13 protein-coding genes are annotated in these 18,305 nt (G+C 71.4%); 8 read left to right on the top strand and 5 right to left on the bottom strand.

The genetic code is table 11. The annotated features are described in order from the left end of the window. Nucleotides 1-4: 4 nt before the first annotated feature. The gene (locus tag IF78_RS0118075) at nucleotides 5-340 is read left to right on the top strand and encodes a YbaY family lipoprotein (protein ID WP_031483459.1); all 336 of its coding nucleotides are present in this window, start codon (nucleotides 5-7) and stop codon (nucleotides 338-340) included. Nucleotides 341-436: 96 nt separating this feature from the next. On the opposite strand, the gene IF78_RS0118080 is transcribed toward IF78_RS0118075, so the two are convergent. The 3 genes from IF78_RS0118080 to IF78_RS0118090 form a co-directional block, all read right to left on the bottom strand. Then, the gene (locus IF78_RS0118080) at nucleotides 437-1,897 is read right to left on the bottom strand and encodes a glutamate synthase subunit beta (RefSeq protein WP_031483457.1); all 1,461 of its coding nucleotides are present in this window, start codon (nucleotides 1,895-1,897) and stop codon (nucleotides 437-439) included. After that, nucleotides 1,890-6,512 carry a glutamate synthase large subunit gene (gene gltB / locus IF78_RS0118085; RefSeq protein ID WP_078662489.1) on the bottom strand — a complete coding sequence of 1,541 codons (4,623 nt, stop codon included), beginning with the start codon at nucleotides 6,510-6,512 and terminating at the stop codon, nucleotides 1,890-1,892. Before gltB ends, IF78_RS0118080 begins: the two co-directional genes overlap by 8 nt. A gap of 391 nt (nucleotides 6,513-6,903) precedes the next feature. Beyond that, nucleotides 6,904-7,635, bottom strand: a complete 732-nt coding sequence (locus IF78_RS0118090; protein WP_031483453.1) for a VIT1/CCC1 transporter family protein — start codon at nucleotides 7,633-7,635, stop codon at nucleotides 6,904-6,906. 270 nt (nucleotides 7,636-7,905) lie between these two features. Between IF78_RS0118090 and IF78_RS0118095 the strand changes: the two genes are divergently transcribed. From IF78_RS0118095 to IF78_RS0118125, 7 genes are all read left to right on the top strand, one after another. Then, nucleotides 7,906-9,033, top strand: coding sequence for an ADP-ribosylglycohydrolase family protein (locus IF78_RS0118095; RefSeq protein WP_234439850.1), 1,128 nt, complete (start codon nucleotides 7,906-7,908; stop codon nucleotides 9,031-9,033). A gap of 239 nt (nucleotides 9,034-9,272) precedes the next feature. Continuing rightward, complete coding sequence (locus IF78_RS0118100; RefSeq protein ID WP_031483449.1) at nucleotides 9,273-10,727, top strand: ADP-ribosylglycohydrolase family protein; 1,455 nt, start codon at nucleotides 9,273-9,275, stop codon at nucleotides 10,725-10,727. 8 nt (nucleotides 10,728-10,735) lie between these two features. Then, complete coding sequence (locus tag IF78_RS0118105) at nucleotides 10,736-11,911, top strand: ADP-ribosylglycohydrolase family protein (RefSeq protein WP_031483447.1); 1,176 nt, start codon at nucleotides 10,736-10,738, stop codon at nucleotides 11,909-11,911. Next, on the top strand, nucleotides 11,899-13,374 hold the full coding sequence (locus IF78_RS0118110) for an ADP-ribosylglycohydrolase family protein (RefSeq protein WP_051827979.1): 1,476 nt from the start codon (nucleotides 11,899-11,901) through the stop codon (nucleotides 13,372-13,374). Before IF78_RS0118105 ends, IF78_RS0118110 begins: the two co-directional genes overlap by 13 nt. Beyond that, nucleotides 13,371-14,264 carry a ribokinase gene (rbsK, locus tag IF78_RS0118115; protein ID WP_031483443.1) on the top strand — a complete coding sequence of 298 codons (894 nt, stop codon included), beginning with the start codon at nucleotides 13,371-13,373 and terminating at the stop codon, nucleotides 14,262-14,264. Before IF78_RS0118110 ends, rbsK begins: the two co-directional genes overlap by 4 nt. After that, the gene (locus IF78_RS0118120; protein ID WP_031483442.1) at nucleotides 14,261-15,463 is read left to right on the top strand and encodes a CaiB/BaiF CoA transferase family protein; all 1,203 of its coding nucleotides are present in this window, start codon (nucleotides 14,261-14,263) and stop codon (nucleotides 15,461-15,463) included. Before rbsK ends, IF78_RS0118120 begins: the two co-directional genes overlap by 4 nt. Continuing rightward, nucleotides 15,460-16,311: an HpcH/HpaI aldolase/citrate lyase family protein gene (locus IF78_RS0118125; protein ID WP_031483440.1), complete on the top strand. Its 852-nt coding sequence runs from the start codon at nucleotides 15,460-15,462 to the stop codon at nucleotides 16,309-16,311. Before IF78_RS0118120 ends, IF78_RS0118125 begins: the two co-directional genes overlap by 4 nt. A gap of 135 nt (nucleotides 16,312-16,446) precedes the next feature. On the opposite strand, the gene lgt is transcribed toward IF78_RS0118125, so the two are convergent. Beyond that, a complete protein-coding gene (lgt, locus tag IF78_RS0118130; protein ID WP_031483438.1) occupies nucleotides 16,447-17,424 on the bottom strand; it encodes a prolipoprotein diacylglyceryl transferase in 978 nt (325 codons plus the stop codon). Nucleotides 17,425-17,524: 100 nt separating this feature from the next. Further along, nucleotides 17,525-18,298 carry a DsbA family protein gene (locus IF78_RS0118135; RefSeq protein ID WP_031483436.1) on the bottom strand — a complete coding sequence of 258 codons (774 nt, stop codon included), beginning with the start codon at nucleotides 18,296-18,298 and terminating at the stop codon, nucleotides 17,525-17,527. Nucleotides 18,299-18,305: the final 7 nt, after the last annotated feature.

Consider the following 18,305-nt stretch of genomic DNA (forward strand, 5'->3'; position numbering starts at 1 on the left):
CGACATGACGACAGTTTCTGGACGGGTACTGCTCACTCCCGACCTGGGCGCCTTCTCGGCGGCGGTCCTCCGGGTGCGGGTCCTCGACGTGACACTCGCGGACGCGCCCTCACGGGAGCTCGCGCTGACCGTCCAGGACATCTCGTACGACGGGGAGGGCACGCTCGCGGTGCCCTTCCGGCTGTCGGCCGACTGGACGCCGGGGCGGCGGGTCGTGGTGGACGCGCATCTCGACCGCTCCGGCAGTGGAGTGGTCGAGAGCGGGGACGCGCTGACCGTGCAGTCGCTGCCCGTCCCCGAGGAGCCCGCCCCGGTGACCGTACGGCTGCGAGCCATCTGAGAAAGGCGACGGCGCCTGCCCATTCGTCCGGTCGGGGACAAGGGGCAGGCGCCGTCAATGTTCCGTACGCCGTTGTACGGGACGTCTCTGGAGATGTCAGACCATCAGCGCGCGGTCCGTCGGCCGGATCGGCGCCGGCAGCTCGCTCGCGCCGGTCAGGAAGCGGTCGCAGCCGCGGGCGGCCGAGCGGCCCTCCGCGATCGCCCACACGATGAGGGACTGGCCGCGGCCCGCGTCACCGGCGACGAACACACCCGGCACGTTGGTCTGGAAGTCGGCGTCGCGGGCGATGTTGCCGCGCTCGTCGAGGTCCAGGCCGAACTGCTCGACCAGGCCGTTCTCCCGGTCCGTGCCGGTGAAGCCCATGGCGAGGGTGACCAGCTGGGCGGGGATCTTGCGCTCCGTGCCCGGCTTCGGGGTCAGCTTGCCGTCGATGAACTCCACCTCGGTGAGGTGCAGCCACTGGACGTTGCCGTCCTCGTCGCCCTCGAAGTGAGTGGTGGAGACGGAGTAGACCCGCTCGCCGCCCTCCTCGTGGGCCGACGTGACCTTGTAGAGCATCGGGAAGGTCGGCCACGGCTGGTGCGCGGCACGCTCCTCGCCCGGGCGGGGCATGATCTCCAGCTGCGTGACGGAGGCCGCGCCCTGACGGTGGGCGGTGCCCACGCAGTCGGCGCCGGTGTCGCCACCGCCGATGACCACGACGTGCTTGCCCTCGGCCGAGATCGGGGAGGTGACGTAGTCGCCCTCCTGGACCTTGTTGGCCAGCGGCAGGTACTCCATGGCCTGGTAGATGCCCTTGAGCTCGCGGCCGGGGACCGGGAGGTCACGGGCGGTCGTGGCGCCGGCGGCGATGACGACCGCGTCGTACCGCTTCTTCAGGTCGGTCGCCTTGAGGTCGCGGCCGATCTCGATGCCGGTACGGAAGCGGGTGCCCTCCGCGCGCATCTGCTCGATACGGCGGTTGATGTGCCGCTTCTCCATCTTGAACTCGGGGATGCCGTACCGGAGAAGGCCTCCGATGCGGTCCGCGCGCTCGTAGACGGCGACCGTGTGGCCGGCCCGGGTGAGCTGCTGGGCGGCGGCCAGGCCTGCCGGGCCCGAGCCGATGACGGCGACGGTCTTGCCGGACAGGCGCTCGGGGATCTGCGGGGCGACGGTGCCCGCGTCCCACGCCTTGTCGATGATCGAGACCTCGACGTTCTTGATGGTGACGGCCGGCTGGTTGATGCCGAGCACGCACGCCGACTCACAGGGAGCGGGGCACAGCCGGCCCGTGAACTCCGGGAAGTTGTTCGTGGCGTGCAGGCGCTCCGACGCCGCCTCCCAGTCCTCGCGGTAGGCGTAGTCGTTCCACTCGGGGATCAGGTTCCCGAGCGGGCAGCCGTTGTGGCAGAACGGGATGCCGCAGTCCATGCAGCGGCTGGCCTGCTTGCTGATGATCGGCAGCAGGGAGCCGGGGACGTAGACCTCGTTCCAGTCCTTCAGACGCACGTCGACCGGGCGGGACTTGGCGACCTCACGGCCGTGGTTCAGGAAGCCCTTCGGGTCAGCCATTGATCGCCGCCTCCATCATCTTCTCGGTGATCTCGGTCTCGGACAGACCGGCTCGCTCGGCGGCGTCCTTGGCGGCGAGCACTGCCTTGTACGTGCTGGGGATGATCTTGCTGAAGCGCTCGACGGCGGTGTCCCACTCGGCCAGGAGCTTCTCGGCGACCGTGGAGCCGGTCTCCTCCCGGTGACGGCGGACCACGTCGTGCAGCCACTGCTTGTCGGTGTCGTCGAGGGCCTCGATGGCGCTGACGTTGCCGACGTTGACGTTGTCGCGGTCGAGGTCGATGACGTACGCGATACCGCCGGACATACCGGCCGCGAAGTTACGGCCGGTCTCGCCCAGGACCACCGCGTGGCCACCGGTCATGTACTCGCAGCCGTGGTCGCCCACGCCCTCGGAGACGACCGTCGCGCCGGAGTTGCGGACACAGAACCGCTCGCCCGTACGACCGCGCAGGAACAGCTCGCCGCCGGTCGCGCCGTACGCGATGGTGTTGCCCGCGATCGTCGAGTACTCGGCGAGGTGGTCGGCGCCCCGGTCGGGACGGACGATCACCCGGCCGCCGGAGAGGCCCTTGCCGACGTAGTCGTTGGCGTCGCCCTCCAGGCGCAGCGTGACACCGCGCGGCAGGAAGGCGCCGAAGGACTGGCCGGCGGAGCCCGTGAAGGTGATGTCGATGGTGTCGTCGGGCAGGCCCGCGCCACCGAACTTCTTCGTCACCTCGTGGCCGAGCATGGTGCCGACCGTGCGGTTGATGTTGCGGACCTTGACCTGGGCGCGCACCGGCTGGGCGTCGGTCGCGGAGTCCGCGGCCAGCGCGTCGGCGGCGAGCTTGATCAGCTCGTTGTCGAGCGCCTTCTCCAGGCCGTGGTCCTGCTCGATCAGCTGGTGGCGCACCGCGCCCTCGGGCAGCTCGGGCACGTGGAACAGCGGCTCCAGGTCCAGGCCCTGCGCCTTCCAGTGGTCGACCGCGCGGGTCACGTCGAGGGCCTCGGCGTGGCCGACGGCCTCCTCGATGGAGCGGAAGCCCAGCTCGGCGAGGATCTCGCGGACCTCCTCGGCGATGTACTGGAAGAAGTTGACGACGTACTCGGCCTTGCCGGAGAAGCGGTCGCGCAGCGTCGGGTTCTGGGTGGCGATGCCGACCGGGCAGGTGTCCAGGTGGCAGACGCGCATCATGACGCAGCCGGAGACGACGAGCGGCGCGGTCGCGAAGCCGAACTCCTCGGCGCCGAGCAGCGCGGCGATGACGACGTCACGGCCGGTCTTCAGCTGGCCGTCGGTCTGCACGACGATGCGGTCGCGCAGGCCGTTGAGCAGCAGCGTCTGCTGGGTCTCGGCGAGGCCGAGCTCCCAGGGGCCACCGGCGTGCTTCAGCGACGTCAGCGGCGAGGCGCCCGTACCACCGTCGTGGCCGGAGATGAGCACCACGTCCGCGTGCGCCTTCGACACACCCGCCGCGACCGTGCCGACGCCGACCTCGGAGACCAGCTTGACGTGAATCCGCGCCTGCGGGTTCGCGTTCTTGAGGTCGTGGATCAGCTGGGCCAGGTCCTCGATGGAGTAGATGTCGTGGTGCGGCGGCGGGGAGATCAGGCCCACGCCCGGCGTCGAGTGACGCGTCTTGGCGACCCACGGGTAGACCTTGTGGCCGGGCAGCTGGCCGCCCTCACCGGGCTTGGCGCCCTGGGCCATCTTGATCTGGATGTCGTCGGCGTTGACCAGGTACTCGGACGTCACACCGAAGCGGCCGGAGGCGACCTGCTTGATCGACGAACGCCGCGCCGGGTCGTACAGCCGCTCCGGGTCCTCGCCGCCCTCACCGGTGTTGGACTTGCCGCCCAGCTGGTTCATGGCGATGGCGAGGGTCTCGTGCGCCTCCTTGGAGATGGAGCCGTACGACATGGCGCCGGTGGAGAAGCGCTTGACGATCTCGCTGGCCGGCTCGACCTCGTCGATGGAGATCGGCTGGCGGTCCGACTTGAAGCCGAAGAGCCCGCGGAGCGTCATGAGGCGCTCGGACTGCTCGTTCACGCGCTCCGTGTACTTCTTGAAGATGTCGTAGCGGCCGGTGCGCGTGGAGTGCTGGAGGCGGAAGACCGTCTCCGGGTCGAACAGGTGCGGCTCGCCCTCGCGGCGCCACTGGTACTCGCCGCCTATGTCGAGCGCGCGGTGCGCCGGGGCGATGCCGGAGGCGGGGTACGCCTTGGCGTGGCGGGCGGCGACCTCCTTGGCGATGACGTCGATGCCGACGCCGCCGATCTTGGTGGCCGTGCCGTTGAAGTACTTCTCCACGAAGGCGTCGTCGAGACCGACGGCCTCGAAGACCTGGGCGCCGCGGTAGGAGGCGACCGTCGAGATGCCCATCTTGGACATGACCTTCAGGACGCCCTTGCCGAGGGCGTAGATCAGGTTGCGGATGGCCTGCTCGGGCTCGATGTCCGACAGGAAGGTGCCGGCGCGGACCAGGTCCTCGACGGACTCCATCGCCAGGTACGGGTTGACCGCGGCGGCGCCGTAGCCGATCAGCAGGGCGACGTGGTGGACCTCGCGGACATCGCCGGCCTCGACCAACAGGCCCACGTGGGTGCGCTGCTTGGTGCGGATGAGGTGGTGGTGGACGGCCGCGGTGAGCAGCAGCGACGGGATCGGCGCGTGCTCGGCGTCGGAGTGGCGGTCCGACAGGACGATCAGACGGGCGCCGTTGTCGATGGCGGCGTCGGCCTCGGCGCAGATCTCCTCGATGCGCGCGGCCAGGGCGTCACCGCCGCCGTGCACCCGGTACAGACCGGAGAGGGTCGCGGCCTTGAAGCCCGGCATGTCGCCGTCGGCGTTGATGTGGATGAGCTTGGCCAGCTCGTCGTTGTCGATCACCGGGAAGGGCAGGGTGACCGAGCGGCAGGATGCCGCCGTCGGCTCCAGCAGGTTGCCCTGCGGGCCCAGGGACGAGCGCAGCGAGGTCACGAGCTCCTCGCGGATCGCGTCCAGCGGCGGGTTGGTGACCTGCGCGAACAGCTGGGTGAAGTAGTCGAAGAGCAGACGCGGACGCTCGCTCAGCGCGGCGATCGGCGAGTCGGTGCCCATCGAACCGATCGGCTCGGCGCCGGCCTTGGCCATCGGCGCGAGGATGACGCGCAGCTCCTCCTCCGTGTAGCCGAAGGTCTGCTGGCGGCGGGTGACCGAGGCGTGGGTGTGCACGATGTGCTCACGCTCGGGCAGGTCGGGCAGCTCGATCTCGCCGGCCTCCAGCCACTCCGCGTACGGGTGCTCGGCGGCGAGGGCGGCCTTGATCTCGTCGTCCTCGATGATGCGGTGCTCGGCGGTGTCGACGAGGAACATACGGCCCGGCTGCAGGCGGCCCTTGCGGACGACCTTGGCGGGGTCGATGTCGAGGACTCCGACCTCGGAGCCGAGGACGACGAGGCCGTCGTCGGTGACCCAGTAGCGGCCGGGGCGCAGGCCGTTGCGGTCGAGCACGGCGCCGACCTGGGTGCCGTCGGTGAAGGTGACGCAGGCCGGGCCGTCCCAGGGCTCCATCATCGTGGAGTGGTACTGGTAGAAGGCGCGCCGGGCCGGGTCCATGGAGTCGTGGTTCTCCCACGCCTCCGGGATCATCATCAGCACGGAGTGCGGCAGGGAGCGGCCGCCGAGGTGGAGCAGCTCCAGCACCTCGTCGAAGGACGCGGAGTCGGAGGCGTCCGGCGTACACACCGGGAAGATCCGCTCGAGGGCCTTGTCCTCGGCGCCGCTGTGTCCATGGTCGGCAGAGCCGAACAAGTCCGAGACCAGCTGCGACTCGCGGGCGACCATCCAGTTGCGGTTGCCCTTGACGGTGTTGATCTCACCGTTGTGCGCGACGAAGCGGTACGGGTGGGCGAGCGGCCACGACGGGAAGGTGTTCGTGGAGAACCGGGAGTGCACGAGCGCGATCGCGGAGGCGAAACGGCGGTCGGACAGGTCCGGGAAGAAGGGCTCCAGCTGGCCCGTGGTCAGCATGCCCTTGTAGACGATGGTCCGCGCGGACAGCGACGGGAAGTAGACGCCGACCTCGCGCTCGGCGCGCTTGCGCAGCACGAAGGCCTTGCGGTCGAGCGAGATGCCCTCCGAGGAACCGTCGGCGACGAAGATCTGCCGGAAGGCCGGCATCGTCGACCGGGCGGTGGCACCGAGGAGTTCGGGCGCGACCGGAACCTCACGCCAGCCGAGGACCGTCAGGTCCTCCTCACCGGCGATCGTCTCGATGCGTGAGACGGCCTCGGCCGTCTCCTCCTCCGGCAGGAAGGCGATACCGACGGCGTACGCACCGGCTGCGGGCAGTTCGAATTCGGCCACCTCGCGGAAGAAGGCGTCCGGCACCTGGGAGAGGATGCCCGCGCCGTCGCCCGAGTCGGGCTCGGAGCCGGTGGCACCGCGGTGTTCGAGGTTGCGCAGAACGGTGAGCGCCTGCTCGACCAGCGCGTGGCTCGCCTCGCCGGTGAGGGTGGCCACGAACCCGACGCCACAGGCGTCGCGCTCGTTGCGGGGGTCGTACATACCCTGCGCAGCAGGGCGAGCATCCATGAACGACCAGTTCTGGCCATTCGCGGAGTGCTGGGACGGCTGGCGCGGCGTACGCATCGGCTCTCCCGTCGTCGTCATGTGGCATATGCAGATTGCCGAGGGACGACGTTGGCCCTCTGCGTGAGTGCAAAATTTCGTGCAGGTTACATGATGGAGCGGTTCTCGGGAACCGGGATACTCCGTTCCAACATGCGGACGCCGCGGTCGCGGCGGGTACCGCGCACGGCGGCGGAAAGTATGTGCGGAAAGCATGTGGGATCCGGCGGAAAAAGATCGATCAGATCGGAGTTCCGTCGGTCCGGTGGCGAGGGAGGCGTCGTCGCCCACCCCGCGAGTGCGCCGCAGGCGTCATTGCCCACAGCGCTTACGGCTCATGCCCGGTGGTCATGCATCCGAAACCAGCGAGTAACGGCTACTTATGCGGCCCAACGCATAAGTTCCAGCCGAGCTATCCTACGGCCGTTCCGAACAAACTGCCCAGGGCGTACGTCACACCGGCCGCGGCACCCCCGAGCGCGAGCTGTCGCAGCCCGCTGAACCACCAGGTCCGCGCGGTCACCCTGGCCACAACGGCCCCGCACAGGAACAGCCCCAGGAGCGCGAGAAGTACGGCCGGCCACAGCGCGGTGGCGCCGAGCAGATACGGCAGTACGGGCAGTAGGGCGCCCAGCGCGAACGACCCGAAGGACGAGACGGCCGCGACCAGCGGGGACGGCAGATCACCGGGGTCGATGCCGAGCTCTTCCCGGGCGTGTATCTCCAGGGCCAGCTCGGGATCACGGGAGAGCTGCGCTGCCACGGCCCGCGCGAGCTTCGGCTCGACACCCCGGGCCTCGTACAGCGCCGCGAGCTCGGCCTCCTCGTCCTCCGGGTGCTTTCTCAGCTCCCGCCGCTCGACGTCCAGCTCGGCCTCGACGAGCTCGCGCTGCGAGGCCACGGAGGTGTACTCACCCGCGGCCATGGAGAAGGCGCCGGCGGCCAGCCCGGCGAGGCCGCTCAGCACGATGGTCTGATGACCGACCGCCCCTCCCGCGACACCGGTCATCAGGGCGAGGTTGGAGACCAGACCGTCCATCGCCCCGACGACGGCGGGCCGCAGCCAGCCGCCGTTCACATCACGGTGGGTGTGGTTGTCGCGGTGCGCTTCGTGGAGCGGCGCCTCGATCTCGATGATGGCCATGAAGGTCCCCCAGAAACTCAGGTAAGGCTGTCTTTAGACAAGTTCTATTCTTCGACAACGCCAAATCTACGCCCGGAAATTCCGCTCCGCCAGCAAGGAAAGGCTGGGCTAACCTGCGGTTTTCCCTTGGAACGCTCATTCGTGTGGGTGCCCGCACAAATGTCGACCGGGTGACACTGAGGCCTCCGAGGCTCGGGTCAACCGCCGACGGTGGGACATATCCGCAAAGGGCTCCGCGCCCTGGGCGGAGCCCCCGGAGGAAGGCCGTGTATGGCATCGATCGCCTGCATCCCCTCGGTTCCGGCGCCCGGGGACGCCGCCGAACTCCGCGGACGGGCCCGCGGCGCGCTCCTCGGCCTGGCGGTCGGCGACGCTCTGGGCGCCCCGGCGGAGAACATGAAGCCCTCAGAGATCCGCGCCCGCTGGGGCCGGGTCACGGGCTTCGTCACCGACAAGCCCTCCGGCACGGACGACACCGAGTACGCGATCTTCTCCGGCCTCCTCCTGGCCCGCCACGGCTCGGCCCTCACCCCGGCCCATGTGGAAACGGCCTGGCACGAGTGGATCGCGGACCGGGCGGAAGGCCCCTTCCGGGGCGCCGGCTTCAGCGAACGGGGCACGCTGGAGAACCTCCGCCGGGGGCTGGCGGCCCCCATCTCGGCCCAGCACCGCCACGCCTGGAGCGACGGCCTCGCCATGCGGGCGGCCCCGTTCGGCGTCTTCGCGGCGGGCCGCCCGGCGGAGGCGGCCCGGCTGGTGGCGATCGACGGTTCGGTGAGCCATGACGGCGAGGGCATCTACGGCGGCCAGGCGGTGGCGGCGGGGGTGGCGGCGGCGATGGCGGGCGCGCCGACGATCGCGGTGGTCGCCTCGGCGCTCGCGGTGGTCCCGGACGACTCCTGGACGGCCAGGTCGCTGAGGCGGGCGGTGGCGGTGGCCCACCGAGGCGAACGCGCGGTCCGCTCCGCGGTCGTCATCGGCGGCTACCCCTGGACCGACCTGGCCCCCGAGGCGGTCGCCCTGGCCTTCGGGGCGTACGCGGCGGCGGACGGCGACTTCGTCCAGGCGGTACTGACGGCCGTGAACATGGGCCGCGACGCGGACACGACGGCAGCGGTGGCGGGCGCGCTGGCGGGCGCGACCCAGGGCGAGTCGGCGATCCCGACGGAGTGGGCGGCGGCGATCGGCCCGGCCCGCGGAAGCTGTCTGCCGTCGATGGCGGGACACCATGTGCTGGACGTGGCGGAGTTGTTGACGCCCACGGAGGGCGGGAAGTGGGCGGCGGGGGCACCGGCACCGACGCAGGCCGTGGAAGCCGTGGAACCGGTACGGGAAGAGGCCCCCGCAAGCCGCTCCTTCACCTTGCTCACGGACACCGAGCCGGAGGCCCGGCCGTGACACCGCCCAGCCCCTGGGACGAGGGCGGACACCCGGCCGAGACTCCGGCGCCGACGGAGCGGGGGGCGGCCGCGGGCTCGGAGAAGGCAGCGGCCGGGACGAGCTCGGAGTGCATCGCGGCGGGGACGACCTCGGACGAACTCGCGTCAGGGACGGTTCCGGAGGAACTCGTGACGGACGCGGCCGCAGAGACCCGCGCGACCGGCACCCCTTCGGAAGCACTCGCGACCGGTACGACCGTGGCGGCACTCGCACCCGGGACGCCCCAGGAGACACGCACGACCGGCACCACCCCGGAAGCACCCACAACCGGAGCGGCCCCGGAGGCATCCGCAACCCCCACAGCCCCGGAAGCACCCGCAGCCCCGGCAACCCCGGAAGCCCCGCAAAACCTCGTGGCCCGCACGCCCCCGCAGGACCTCGTGCCCCACGCGACCCCGCAGTCCCCCGCCGCCAAGCCCCCGGAGGAACCCGCGGCCGCCGACGGCGAGCACGCCCCGCCGGGGCCACCCGCACCCGACGACGAAAGTCGCACGGGTGGTGCGGGCGGGAAACACCAGGCCGAAGGCGAAGCCGAGGCCGGTCAACGAGTCCTCGGCCTCCTGCTCGGCCTGGCCGCAGGCGACGCCGCCGGCTGGCCCGCCGCCCGCCACCGAGCCGCCCGCATGCCCGAATGGACCCGCCGCCTCACCCGCGAACTCGACACCTTCGCCGAACACAACGCGACCACCACCCTCCCCGTCCCCATCGCCCTCAACCAGCCCCCCGAACCCCTCCGCCTGGGCCCCTCCGACGACGCGGAATGGGCGGCCTTCGCGGCCGAGGCAGTCCTGCGAGCCGGCGACGACACCGCCCTCGCCGACCTCAGCCGAGAACGCCGCATCCGAGCAGCCATCGACCTGACCTGGAACGCCGTAGCCGGCGAAGTGGCCGCCGCAGCCGACCGCGCCCCGGAGGTCGAATCGGCGATCCTCCCCCTCCGCGCCCGCATCTCCGTCCGCGCCGGCCTCGGCAACCTCGCCACCGGCCTGCGCCCACCCGCCACCGGCCACGACAACCCGCACTACTTCGACGACGCGGCCTGCGTACGGGCCTGCGTCCTGGCGGTCGCCCACCCCGGCGACCCCCACCGCGCCGCCGACCTCGCCGAGTTCGACGCCCGCTACACCCAGGACGGCGACGGCGTACACGGCGCGAGGGCGATGGCGGCGGCCGTGGCACTGGCCCTGACCGGCGCGAAGACCGAGTCCTGTGTAGCCGCCGCCCTCACCGAACTCCCCGAGGAGACGGAGATCGGCCGAAACGCCCGCCACGCCCTCGAGCTCGCACAAGCCGCCGACAGCGCCTTCGCCCTCATCCCCCTCCTCGAACACCAAATCGTCGACCACGTCTACAGCTACGGCATCGCCGCGGCCGAAACGGTCCCGGTGGCCCTGGCCCTCACGGTCGCGGCAGGCGGCCGTATCGCCGAGGCGGTCCCCGCCGCCGCTTGCCTCTCCCGCGTCGCCGACTCGGCACCGGCCCTGGCAGGCGCACTGACCGGCGCGCTGGGCGGCGGCGCGGCGATCCCGGCGAGCTGGCGCGACACCTGCCGCACCCTCTCCGGCTGCGCACTCCCCCGGCTCACCGGCACCGACCTGGTGGAACTCGCCGAACTCCTGGAAGCAGCACAACCGGCCCGACCAGGAGGATGATTCGGGGCATGACGCCCAAAGCAGAAGAAAGCAGTGGCCCGCGTCTCGACGAGCGGATCACCGGCGCCCTGGTCGGCGCGGCGGTCGGCGACGCCCTCGGCGGCCCGGTGGAGGGCTACTCCCCCGACCAGATCCTTCAGCGCCACGGCGGCCGCGTCCACGGCATCGTCGGCCCCTGGAACGGCGACGCCTGGCGCACGGCCCGCCCCATCGCGCCGTACCACAAGGGCGACGGACACGTCACCGACGACACGTTGATGACGCACGCGCTGGTGCGGGTCTATGCGCGGGTCCGTGACCACCTGGACGCGTACTCCATCGCGGACCACCTGGTCCCGGACCTGATGACGAACCCGCGCTGGATCCCCGAGCTGGAGGCGGAGGCCCTCCCCCTGCACCGGGTCTTCCTGGCGGAGAAATGGCTGGTGGCCCGCCTCCACTACGGCCATGTGGACCCCCGGGAAGCAGGCGTCGGCAACATCGTCAACTGCGGCGCGGCGATGTACATGGCCCCGGTGGGCCTGGTCAACGCGGCCGACCCGCCCGCCGCCTACGCCGAGGCGCTGGACGTCGCGGGCGCCCACCAGTCGTCGTACGGCCGTGAGGCGGCGGGCGTCTTCGCGGCGGCGGTGGCGGCGGCGTGCACACCAGGGGCGACACCGGACTCGGTCATCTCGACCTGCCTGTCGCTGGCGAAGGACGGCACGCGGACAGCGATCGAGAGCGTCTGCGAAGTGGCAGGTGGCTACCCGGGCTTCGAGCCGGCACTGGGGCCCTTGCGTGAGGCGGTGAGTCCGTACGACACGGTCGGGCCCGACTACCGCACCCCCTCCCTCGGCGCCCGCCGCCCCTCCCGTCTCCACGCGATCGAGGAACTCCCCATCGCCCTCGCCATGTTGCTGATCGCGAGCGGCGACTACCGCCAGGCGGTGCTGGGCGCGGTGAACTACGGACGTGACTGCGACTCGATCGCGACGATGGCGGGCGCACTGGCCGGGGCCCTGGGCTCACCGGTCCCGGAGGACTGGTCGAAGACCGTCGCGGAGGCCAGCCGTCTGGACCTTTGGGAGCCGCCCCGCGCGTTGACCGAGGTCGCGAGGGAAATCCACGAGCGGGACGTCCGCCGACGCAGGGCGCATGAGGCGGCGTTCACCGCGTTGGGGGGCCGAGGATGCTCCGACTGACCTGGGTCCAGCCGGAGGACCTCCTGGGACACGAACTCCGGCAGGCGGCCCTGGACGGCCGGGAGCCGTCGAGGATCGCGGAGAGGTGGCGGGCGGCGGGTGGTGGGGAGGCGCCCTTGCGGGCGGGGGCGTCAGCAGAACCGGCGTCCCGGTATCTCAGGACGCTGGCCAAGGACTTGCTGGACGAACTGGCAGATCTGCCCAGCAGTCTTAAGGACGCGGAGCCGACAGACCTGGAGACGATCAAGTCTCTGTGCCCGAACTGGCCGTCAGAGCCTGCGAGCAGTGGAACCGCTGAGCCCGCCGGCGGTGGTGTCGCCGGAGCGGTCACCCCGATCCGCTACGAAGCCGCCTGGCTCGGCCGAGCAGTCGGCTGTCTCCTGGGCAAGCCCGTCGAGAAACTTCCCCTCGAAGCCATCCGCCAACTCGCCCGGTCCACCGGCAACTGGCCGCTCAGCAACTACTTCACGGCCAGGGGAGTCCCCGAAGACCTCACCACGAAGTACCCCTGGAACCGCCGCTCGGCCACCACCTCCCTCGCCGAGAACATCGACGGCATGCCCGAGGACGACGACCTCAACTACCCCCTTCTCAACCTCCTCCTGCTCCAACGCCACGGCAAAGCCTTCACCACCACCGACGTGGCGCGCCTCTGGCTCGACGAACTCCCTCCGGGCCGCACCTTCACAGCCGAACGCATCGCCCACCGCAATCTCCTCCTCGGCCTCGAACCCCCGCACACGGCCCGCCACCGCAACCCCTTCCGCGAGTGGATCGGCGCCCTCATCCGCGCGGACGTCCACGGCTGGACCAACCCCGGCAACCCGTCCGCCGCGGCCGAACAGGCCCACCGCGACGCCGCCCTCACCCACACCGCCAACGGCGTCTACGCGGCGATGTTCACGGCGGCCGTCATCGCCCAGGCGGCGACGGCGAGGGGCCCCCACGACATCCACGCCTGCCTGCGCACCGGACTCAGGGTGATCCCCCCGGCCTCCCGCCTGGCACAGGCGATCCGCCAGGCGATCCAACTGTCCCGCTCCCACGAGGACTTCGGCACGGTCGTCGACGAACTCCACGCCACCTACTCCCCCACCCACCACTGGGTGCACGCCATCCCGAACACCGCCCTGATCGCCGCCGCCCTCACCCACGCGAACGGCGACTTCACCGGCTCCATCTGCCGCGCGGTGTCCGGCGGTTGGGACACCGACTCCAACGGCGCGACCGCGGGCAGCATCGCCGCCCTCCTCGCCGGCGCCCCCTGCGCCCTCCCCGACCGCTGGACCGCCCCCCTCAAGAACCGCCTCGCCACCTCCATCGCCGACTTCAACGGCACCGGCTTCGACGCACTGGCCCGGCTCACCCACGAACTCGCCCACAGCCCCGACCACCTCCGCACACCTCAACCCGCCCCCCAAGTCCACGAGGCACCCACCCACTTGGAGGCCACTCGCCCATGACCGACATCGTCGTGCTCGGCAGCACGAACATGGACCTTGTCACCTATGTCGCAAAGGCCCCACAGCGCGGCGAGACCGTGACGGGACGGGAGTTCCGCACGATCCCCGGCGGCAAGGGCGCCAACCAGGCGATCGCGGCGGCCCGCGCGGGCGGCGACGTCCTGATGATCGGCGCCGTCGGCAACGACGCCTACGGCGCCCACCTGCGCTCCACCCTCGAACACTCCGGCGTGGACACCGACGACCTCCGCACGGTCGAGGGCCCCTCCGGCACCGCGCACATCGTCGTGGACGACGAGGGCGGCAACGCGATCGTCGTGATCCCCGGCGCGAACGGCACGGTCGACCATCTGAGCCCCGGCGACGAGGGCGTCATCGCCTCCGCCGACCTCCTGCTGCTCCAGCTGGAGGTCCCGCTGGCCGCGGTCCTCGCCGGCGCGCAGGCCGCCCACCGCCACGACGTCCGTACGATCCTCACCCCGTCCCCCGCCCAGCCGCTCCCGGACGAACTCCTCGCCGCCATCGACCTGTTGGTCCCCAACGAGCACGAGGCCACCACCCTCACCGGCCGCACCGACCCGCGCGAGGCCGCCACCGCGCTGCTCGAGCGGGTGCCGGAGGTCGTCGTCACCCTGGGCGCGGCGGGCAGCCTGTACGCCACCCGCGGCGCCGACCCCCTGACCGTCCCGGCCCCGAAGGTCACCGCCGTCGACTCCACCGGCGCCGGGGACACGTTCGTGGGCGCCCTCGCGGTGGCCCTGGGCGAAGGCCGCCCGATGCGGGACGCACTGGCCTGGGCGGCGGCAGCGGCAGCGCTGTCGGTCCAGCGGGAGGGCGCCTCGGCGTCGATGCCGTACCGCCCCGAGATCGAGGCACGGTACGCGTCATGACCGAAGCAGCCGACGCCGCCCCCTTGGCCGGCCTGCGCGTCCTCGACCTGGCCACCCTGTTCGCCGGCCCCCTCGCCGCCACGATGCTCGGCGACTTCGGCGCCGAGGTCGTCAAGGTCGAGCACCCCGAGAAACCGGACCCCTCCCGCGGCCACGGCCCGTCGAAGGACGGCGTGGGTCTGTGGTGGAAGTTCCTCGGCCGCAACAAGCGCACGATCACCCTGAACCTGTCCAAGCCCGGTGGCCGCGCCACCTTCCTGCGCCTCGCCACGACCGCGGACGTCGTGATCGAGAACTTCCGCCCCGGCACCCTGGAGAAATGGGACCTGGGCTGGCCGGAGCTCTCCGCCGCCAACCCGCGCCTGGTCCTCACCCGCGTCACCGGCTTCGGCCAGTTCGGCCCCTACGCCCACCGCCCCGGTTTCGGCACCCTCGCCGAGGCGATGAGCGGCTTCGCCGCGCTCACCGGCGAACCGGACGCGCCCCCGACGCTCCCGCCCTTCGGCCTGGCCGACTCGATCGCGGGCCTCGCGACCGCGTACGCGGTGCTGACGGCGCTGGCCGCCCGCGAACGCACCGGCGAGGGCCAGGTCGTCGACATGGCCCTCATCGAGCCGATGCTGCTGGCGCTGGGTCCCCAGGCGACCTGGTACGACCAGCTCGGCTACGTCCAGGAACGCACCGGCAACCGCTCAGCCAACAACGCCCCGCGCAACACCTACCGCACAGCGGACGGCACCTGGGTCGCCGTCTCCACCTCCGCCCAGTCGATCGCCGAGCGCGTGATGCACCTGGTGGGGCGCCCCGACCTGATCGACGAACCCTGGTTCGCGACGGGTGCCGACCGGGCCCGCCACGCCGACGTCCTGGACCGGGCGGTCGGCGACTGGATCGCCCGCCACACCCGCGCCGACGTGCTCGCGGCCTTCGAGAAGGCGGAGGCGGCGGTGGCCCCGGTCCAGGACGTACGGGAGGTGATGACGGACCCGCAGTACGGGGCCCTCGACACGATCACCACCGTCGACGACCCCGAACTCGGCCCCCTGCGCATGCAGAACGTCCTCTTCCGTCTCTCCGCCACCCCCGGCGCGATCCGCTGGGCGGGCCGCCCGCACGGCGCCGACACCGACGAGATCCTCACGGACCTGGGCCTGACCCCCGCCGAACTGGCGGCCCTGCGCGAGGAGGGCGCCCTGTGACGAGTCCGGCGAAGTCCGTTCCGTACCCCCTGACCTGGCTGTACGTTCCCGGCGACCGCCCGCGTGTGGTGGCCAAGGCCCTGGCGTCCGGCGCCGACATCGTCATCGTCGACCTGGAGGACGCGGTCGCCCCGGACCGCAAGGACTACGCCCGGGCGGCCACGGCCGATCTGCTCTCCGAAGCGGAACAGCCCGTCCCGGTCCACGTCCGTGTGAACGCCCTGGGCACCCCGCCGGCGGCGCAGGACCTCACGGTGCTGGCCGCCCTCCCCGGCCTGTCCGCCCTGCGCCTGCCCAAGGTGATCTCCGCCGAGCAGATCATCCACCTCGCCCAGACCACGCCGGCCGACGACCCGGGCACGACCCCGCTCCACGCCCTCCTGGAGTCGGCCGTCGGCATCGAGCGCGCACACGCGATCGCCTCCGCGCACCCCTCCCTGCACGGCATCTCGCTGGGCGAGGCGGACCTACGGGCCGACCTGGGCGTACGGGGCGACGCGGGCCTCGACTGGTCCCGCTCCCGTGTCATCGTGGCCGCGCGGGCGGCCGGCCTGCCTCCGCCGGCCCAGTCCATCCACCCGGACATCCGCGACCTGGAGGGCCTTGCGGCGTCCTGCGCCCACGGCCGCACCCTGGGCTTCCTGGGCCGAGCGGCCATCCACCCCCGCCAGCTCCCGGTGATCGAACGTGCCTACCTGCCCACGGAGGCGGAACTGGAACAGGCGGAAACGATCGTCAAGGCAGCGGCAACGGAACACGGCGCCCAGGCCCTGCAGGACGGAACCTTCATCGACGCGGCGGTGGTGTCGGCGGCCCAGCGAACCCTGTCACTCGCTCGCCGACGCTGACCTGTTCCTTTCCGCCACAACGGCGAGTACCTACACGGCGCGCTCCGGCGGTGCCGGACTCACGAAACCCGTCGCCCACACACAACGAGGGGCGCTCGGAGAGTTCCGAGCGCCCCATCGCCGTACAACGAAGCGTCAGCTCTTCTTCGCCGACTCGGCCTCGTCGCTCGCTTCCTTCTCGGCCTCCGCGTCCGAGGAGTCGGTGGAGTCCGCCTCGGCCTTCTCGGCGTCGGTCCTCTCACCATCGGCGTCGGTGCCGCCCTCGACCTCACCGTCGGCTTCACCGCCGGAGGCCTCCGCACCCGGCTCAACCACGGTCTCCCTGCCGGGCCGCTTCCTCGCCGAGAGCACGATGTACGTCACCGCGAGCAGGAACACGATCAGCGCGGTCCAGTTGTTCAGCCGCAGCCCGAGGATGTGGTGGGCGTCGTCCACGCGCATGTACTCGATCCAGAACCGCCCCGCACAGTACGCGGCGACGTACAGCGCGAACGCCCGCCCGTGCCCCAGCTTGAAGCGGCGGTCGGCCCAGATCACCAGCAGCGCGACACCGATGCACCACAGCGACTCGTACAGGAATGTCGGGTGGTAGGTGCCCGGCACCCGTCCGTCCGTCGAGGACGTGATCTCCAGGGCCCACGGAAGATCGGTCGGCCGCCCGTACAGCTCCTGGTTGAACCAGTTGCCCCAGCGCCCGATCGCCTGCGCGAAGGCGATGCCGGGCGCGACGGCGTCGGCGTACGCGGGCAGCGGGATGCCCCGGCGCCGACAGCCGATCCAGGCGCCCAGCGCCCCGAAGGCGATGGCGCCCCAGATACCGAGGCCGCCCTCCCAGATCTTGAAGGCGTCCACCCAGTCACGGCCCTCGCTGAAGTACAGCTGGTAGTCCGTGATCACGTGGTAGAGCCGGCCGCCGATCAGGCCGAAGGGCACGGCCCAGACCGCGATGTCGGCCACCGTGCCGGCCCGCCCGCCCCGGGCGATCCAGCGTTTGTTGCCGAGCCAGACGGCTACGAAGACACCGATGATGATGCAGAACGCGTAGCCGCGCAGCGGGACGGGGCCGAGGTGGATCACCCCGCGCGACGGGCTGGGAATGTAGGCAAGTTCCATGGCAAGGTCGACGCTACCCTGCCGGGCGGCGCCGATGTCGGGCGGCCCGGCTACGGGTCCATAACAGGCAGCGCCCCGAGCAGGCCCTGCCCACGCCGGTTCATCCCTTGGCGGTCTCCTCCACCATCTGCTTCAGCTTGGCCGGAGTCATCGTCTGGTCCTGGTAGATGTTCTTGCCGTTCAGCAGCACCGTCGGCGTACCGCTGAAGCCGCCTTCCTTGAACGCGTCGTTGGACTTGTCGACCCAGCTGTTGTGCGTGCCGTTCTCGACGCACTTGCGGAAGGCGGGCGTGTCCAGGCCGTCGACCTTGCCCGCGAGTTCCAGGAGCTTGCTGTTCTTCGCGAAGGCGTCGTCGACCTCCGGCGGCTGGTTCTGGTACAGCACGTCGTGGTACGGCACGAACTTCCCGACGTCCTGGGCGCAGGCCGCGGCGTTGGCGGCGTTGCGGGAGCCGGTGCCGCCCATGTTGCCGTCGATGATCGTCGCCAGGTGGTACTCGACCTTGAGCTTCCCGGAGTCCGTCAGCTCGTGGATCGTCGACCTGTACGCGTCCTCGAAGGACTTGCAGGCCGGGCAGCGGAAGTCCTCCCAGACCGTGAGTGTCGACTTGGCGCTCTCCTCGCCGACCGGGATCGCGAGGCCGTCCTTGCCCTGCGCCCCCGAGGGGCCCACCACCGGCCCCGCGTCACTGCTGTCGTCCTTGCCGGCGTTCGCCGCGACGACTCCGACCACCGCCGCGAGTCCGAGGACGCAGACCACGCTCGCGCCCACGATCAGCGCGCGGCGCCGCTTGTCGGCGGCCTTCTGCTTCTCCCGCTCGACCGCCAGCCGCTCTCGGGCGGTCCGCTTTCCCTCACGATTCTTTTCGCTCACACCCGCA

Origin of the sequence: Streptomyces bicolor, from assembly GCF_000719285.1 — a bacterium.
Lineage (GTDB): Bacteria > Actinomycetota > Actinomycetes > Streptomycetales > Streptomycetaceae > Streptomyces > Streptomyces bicolor.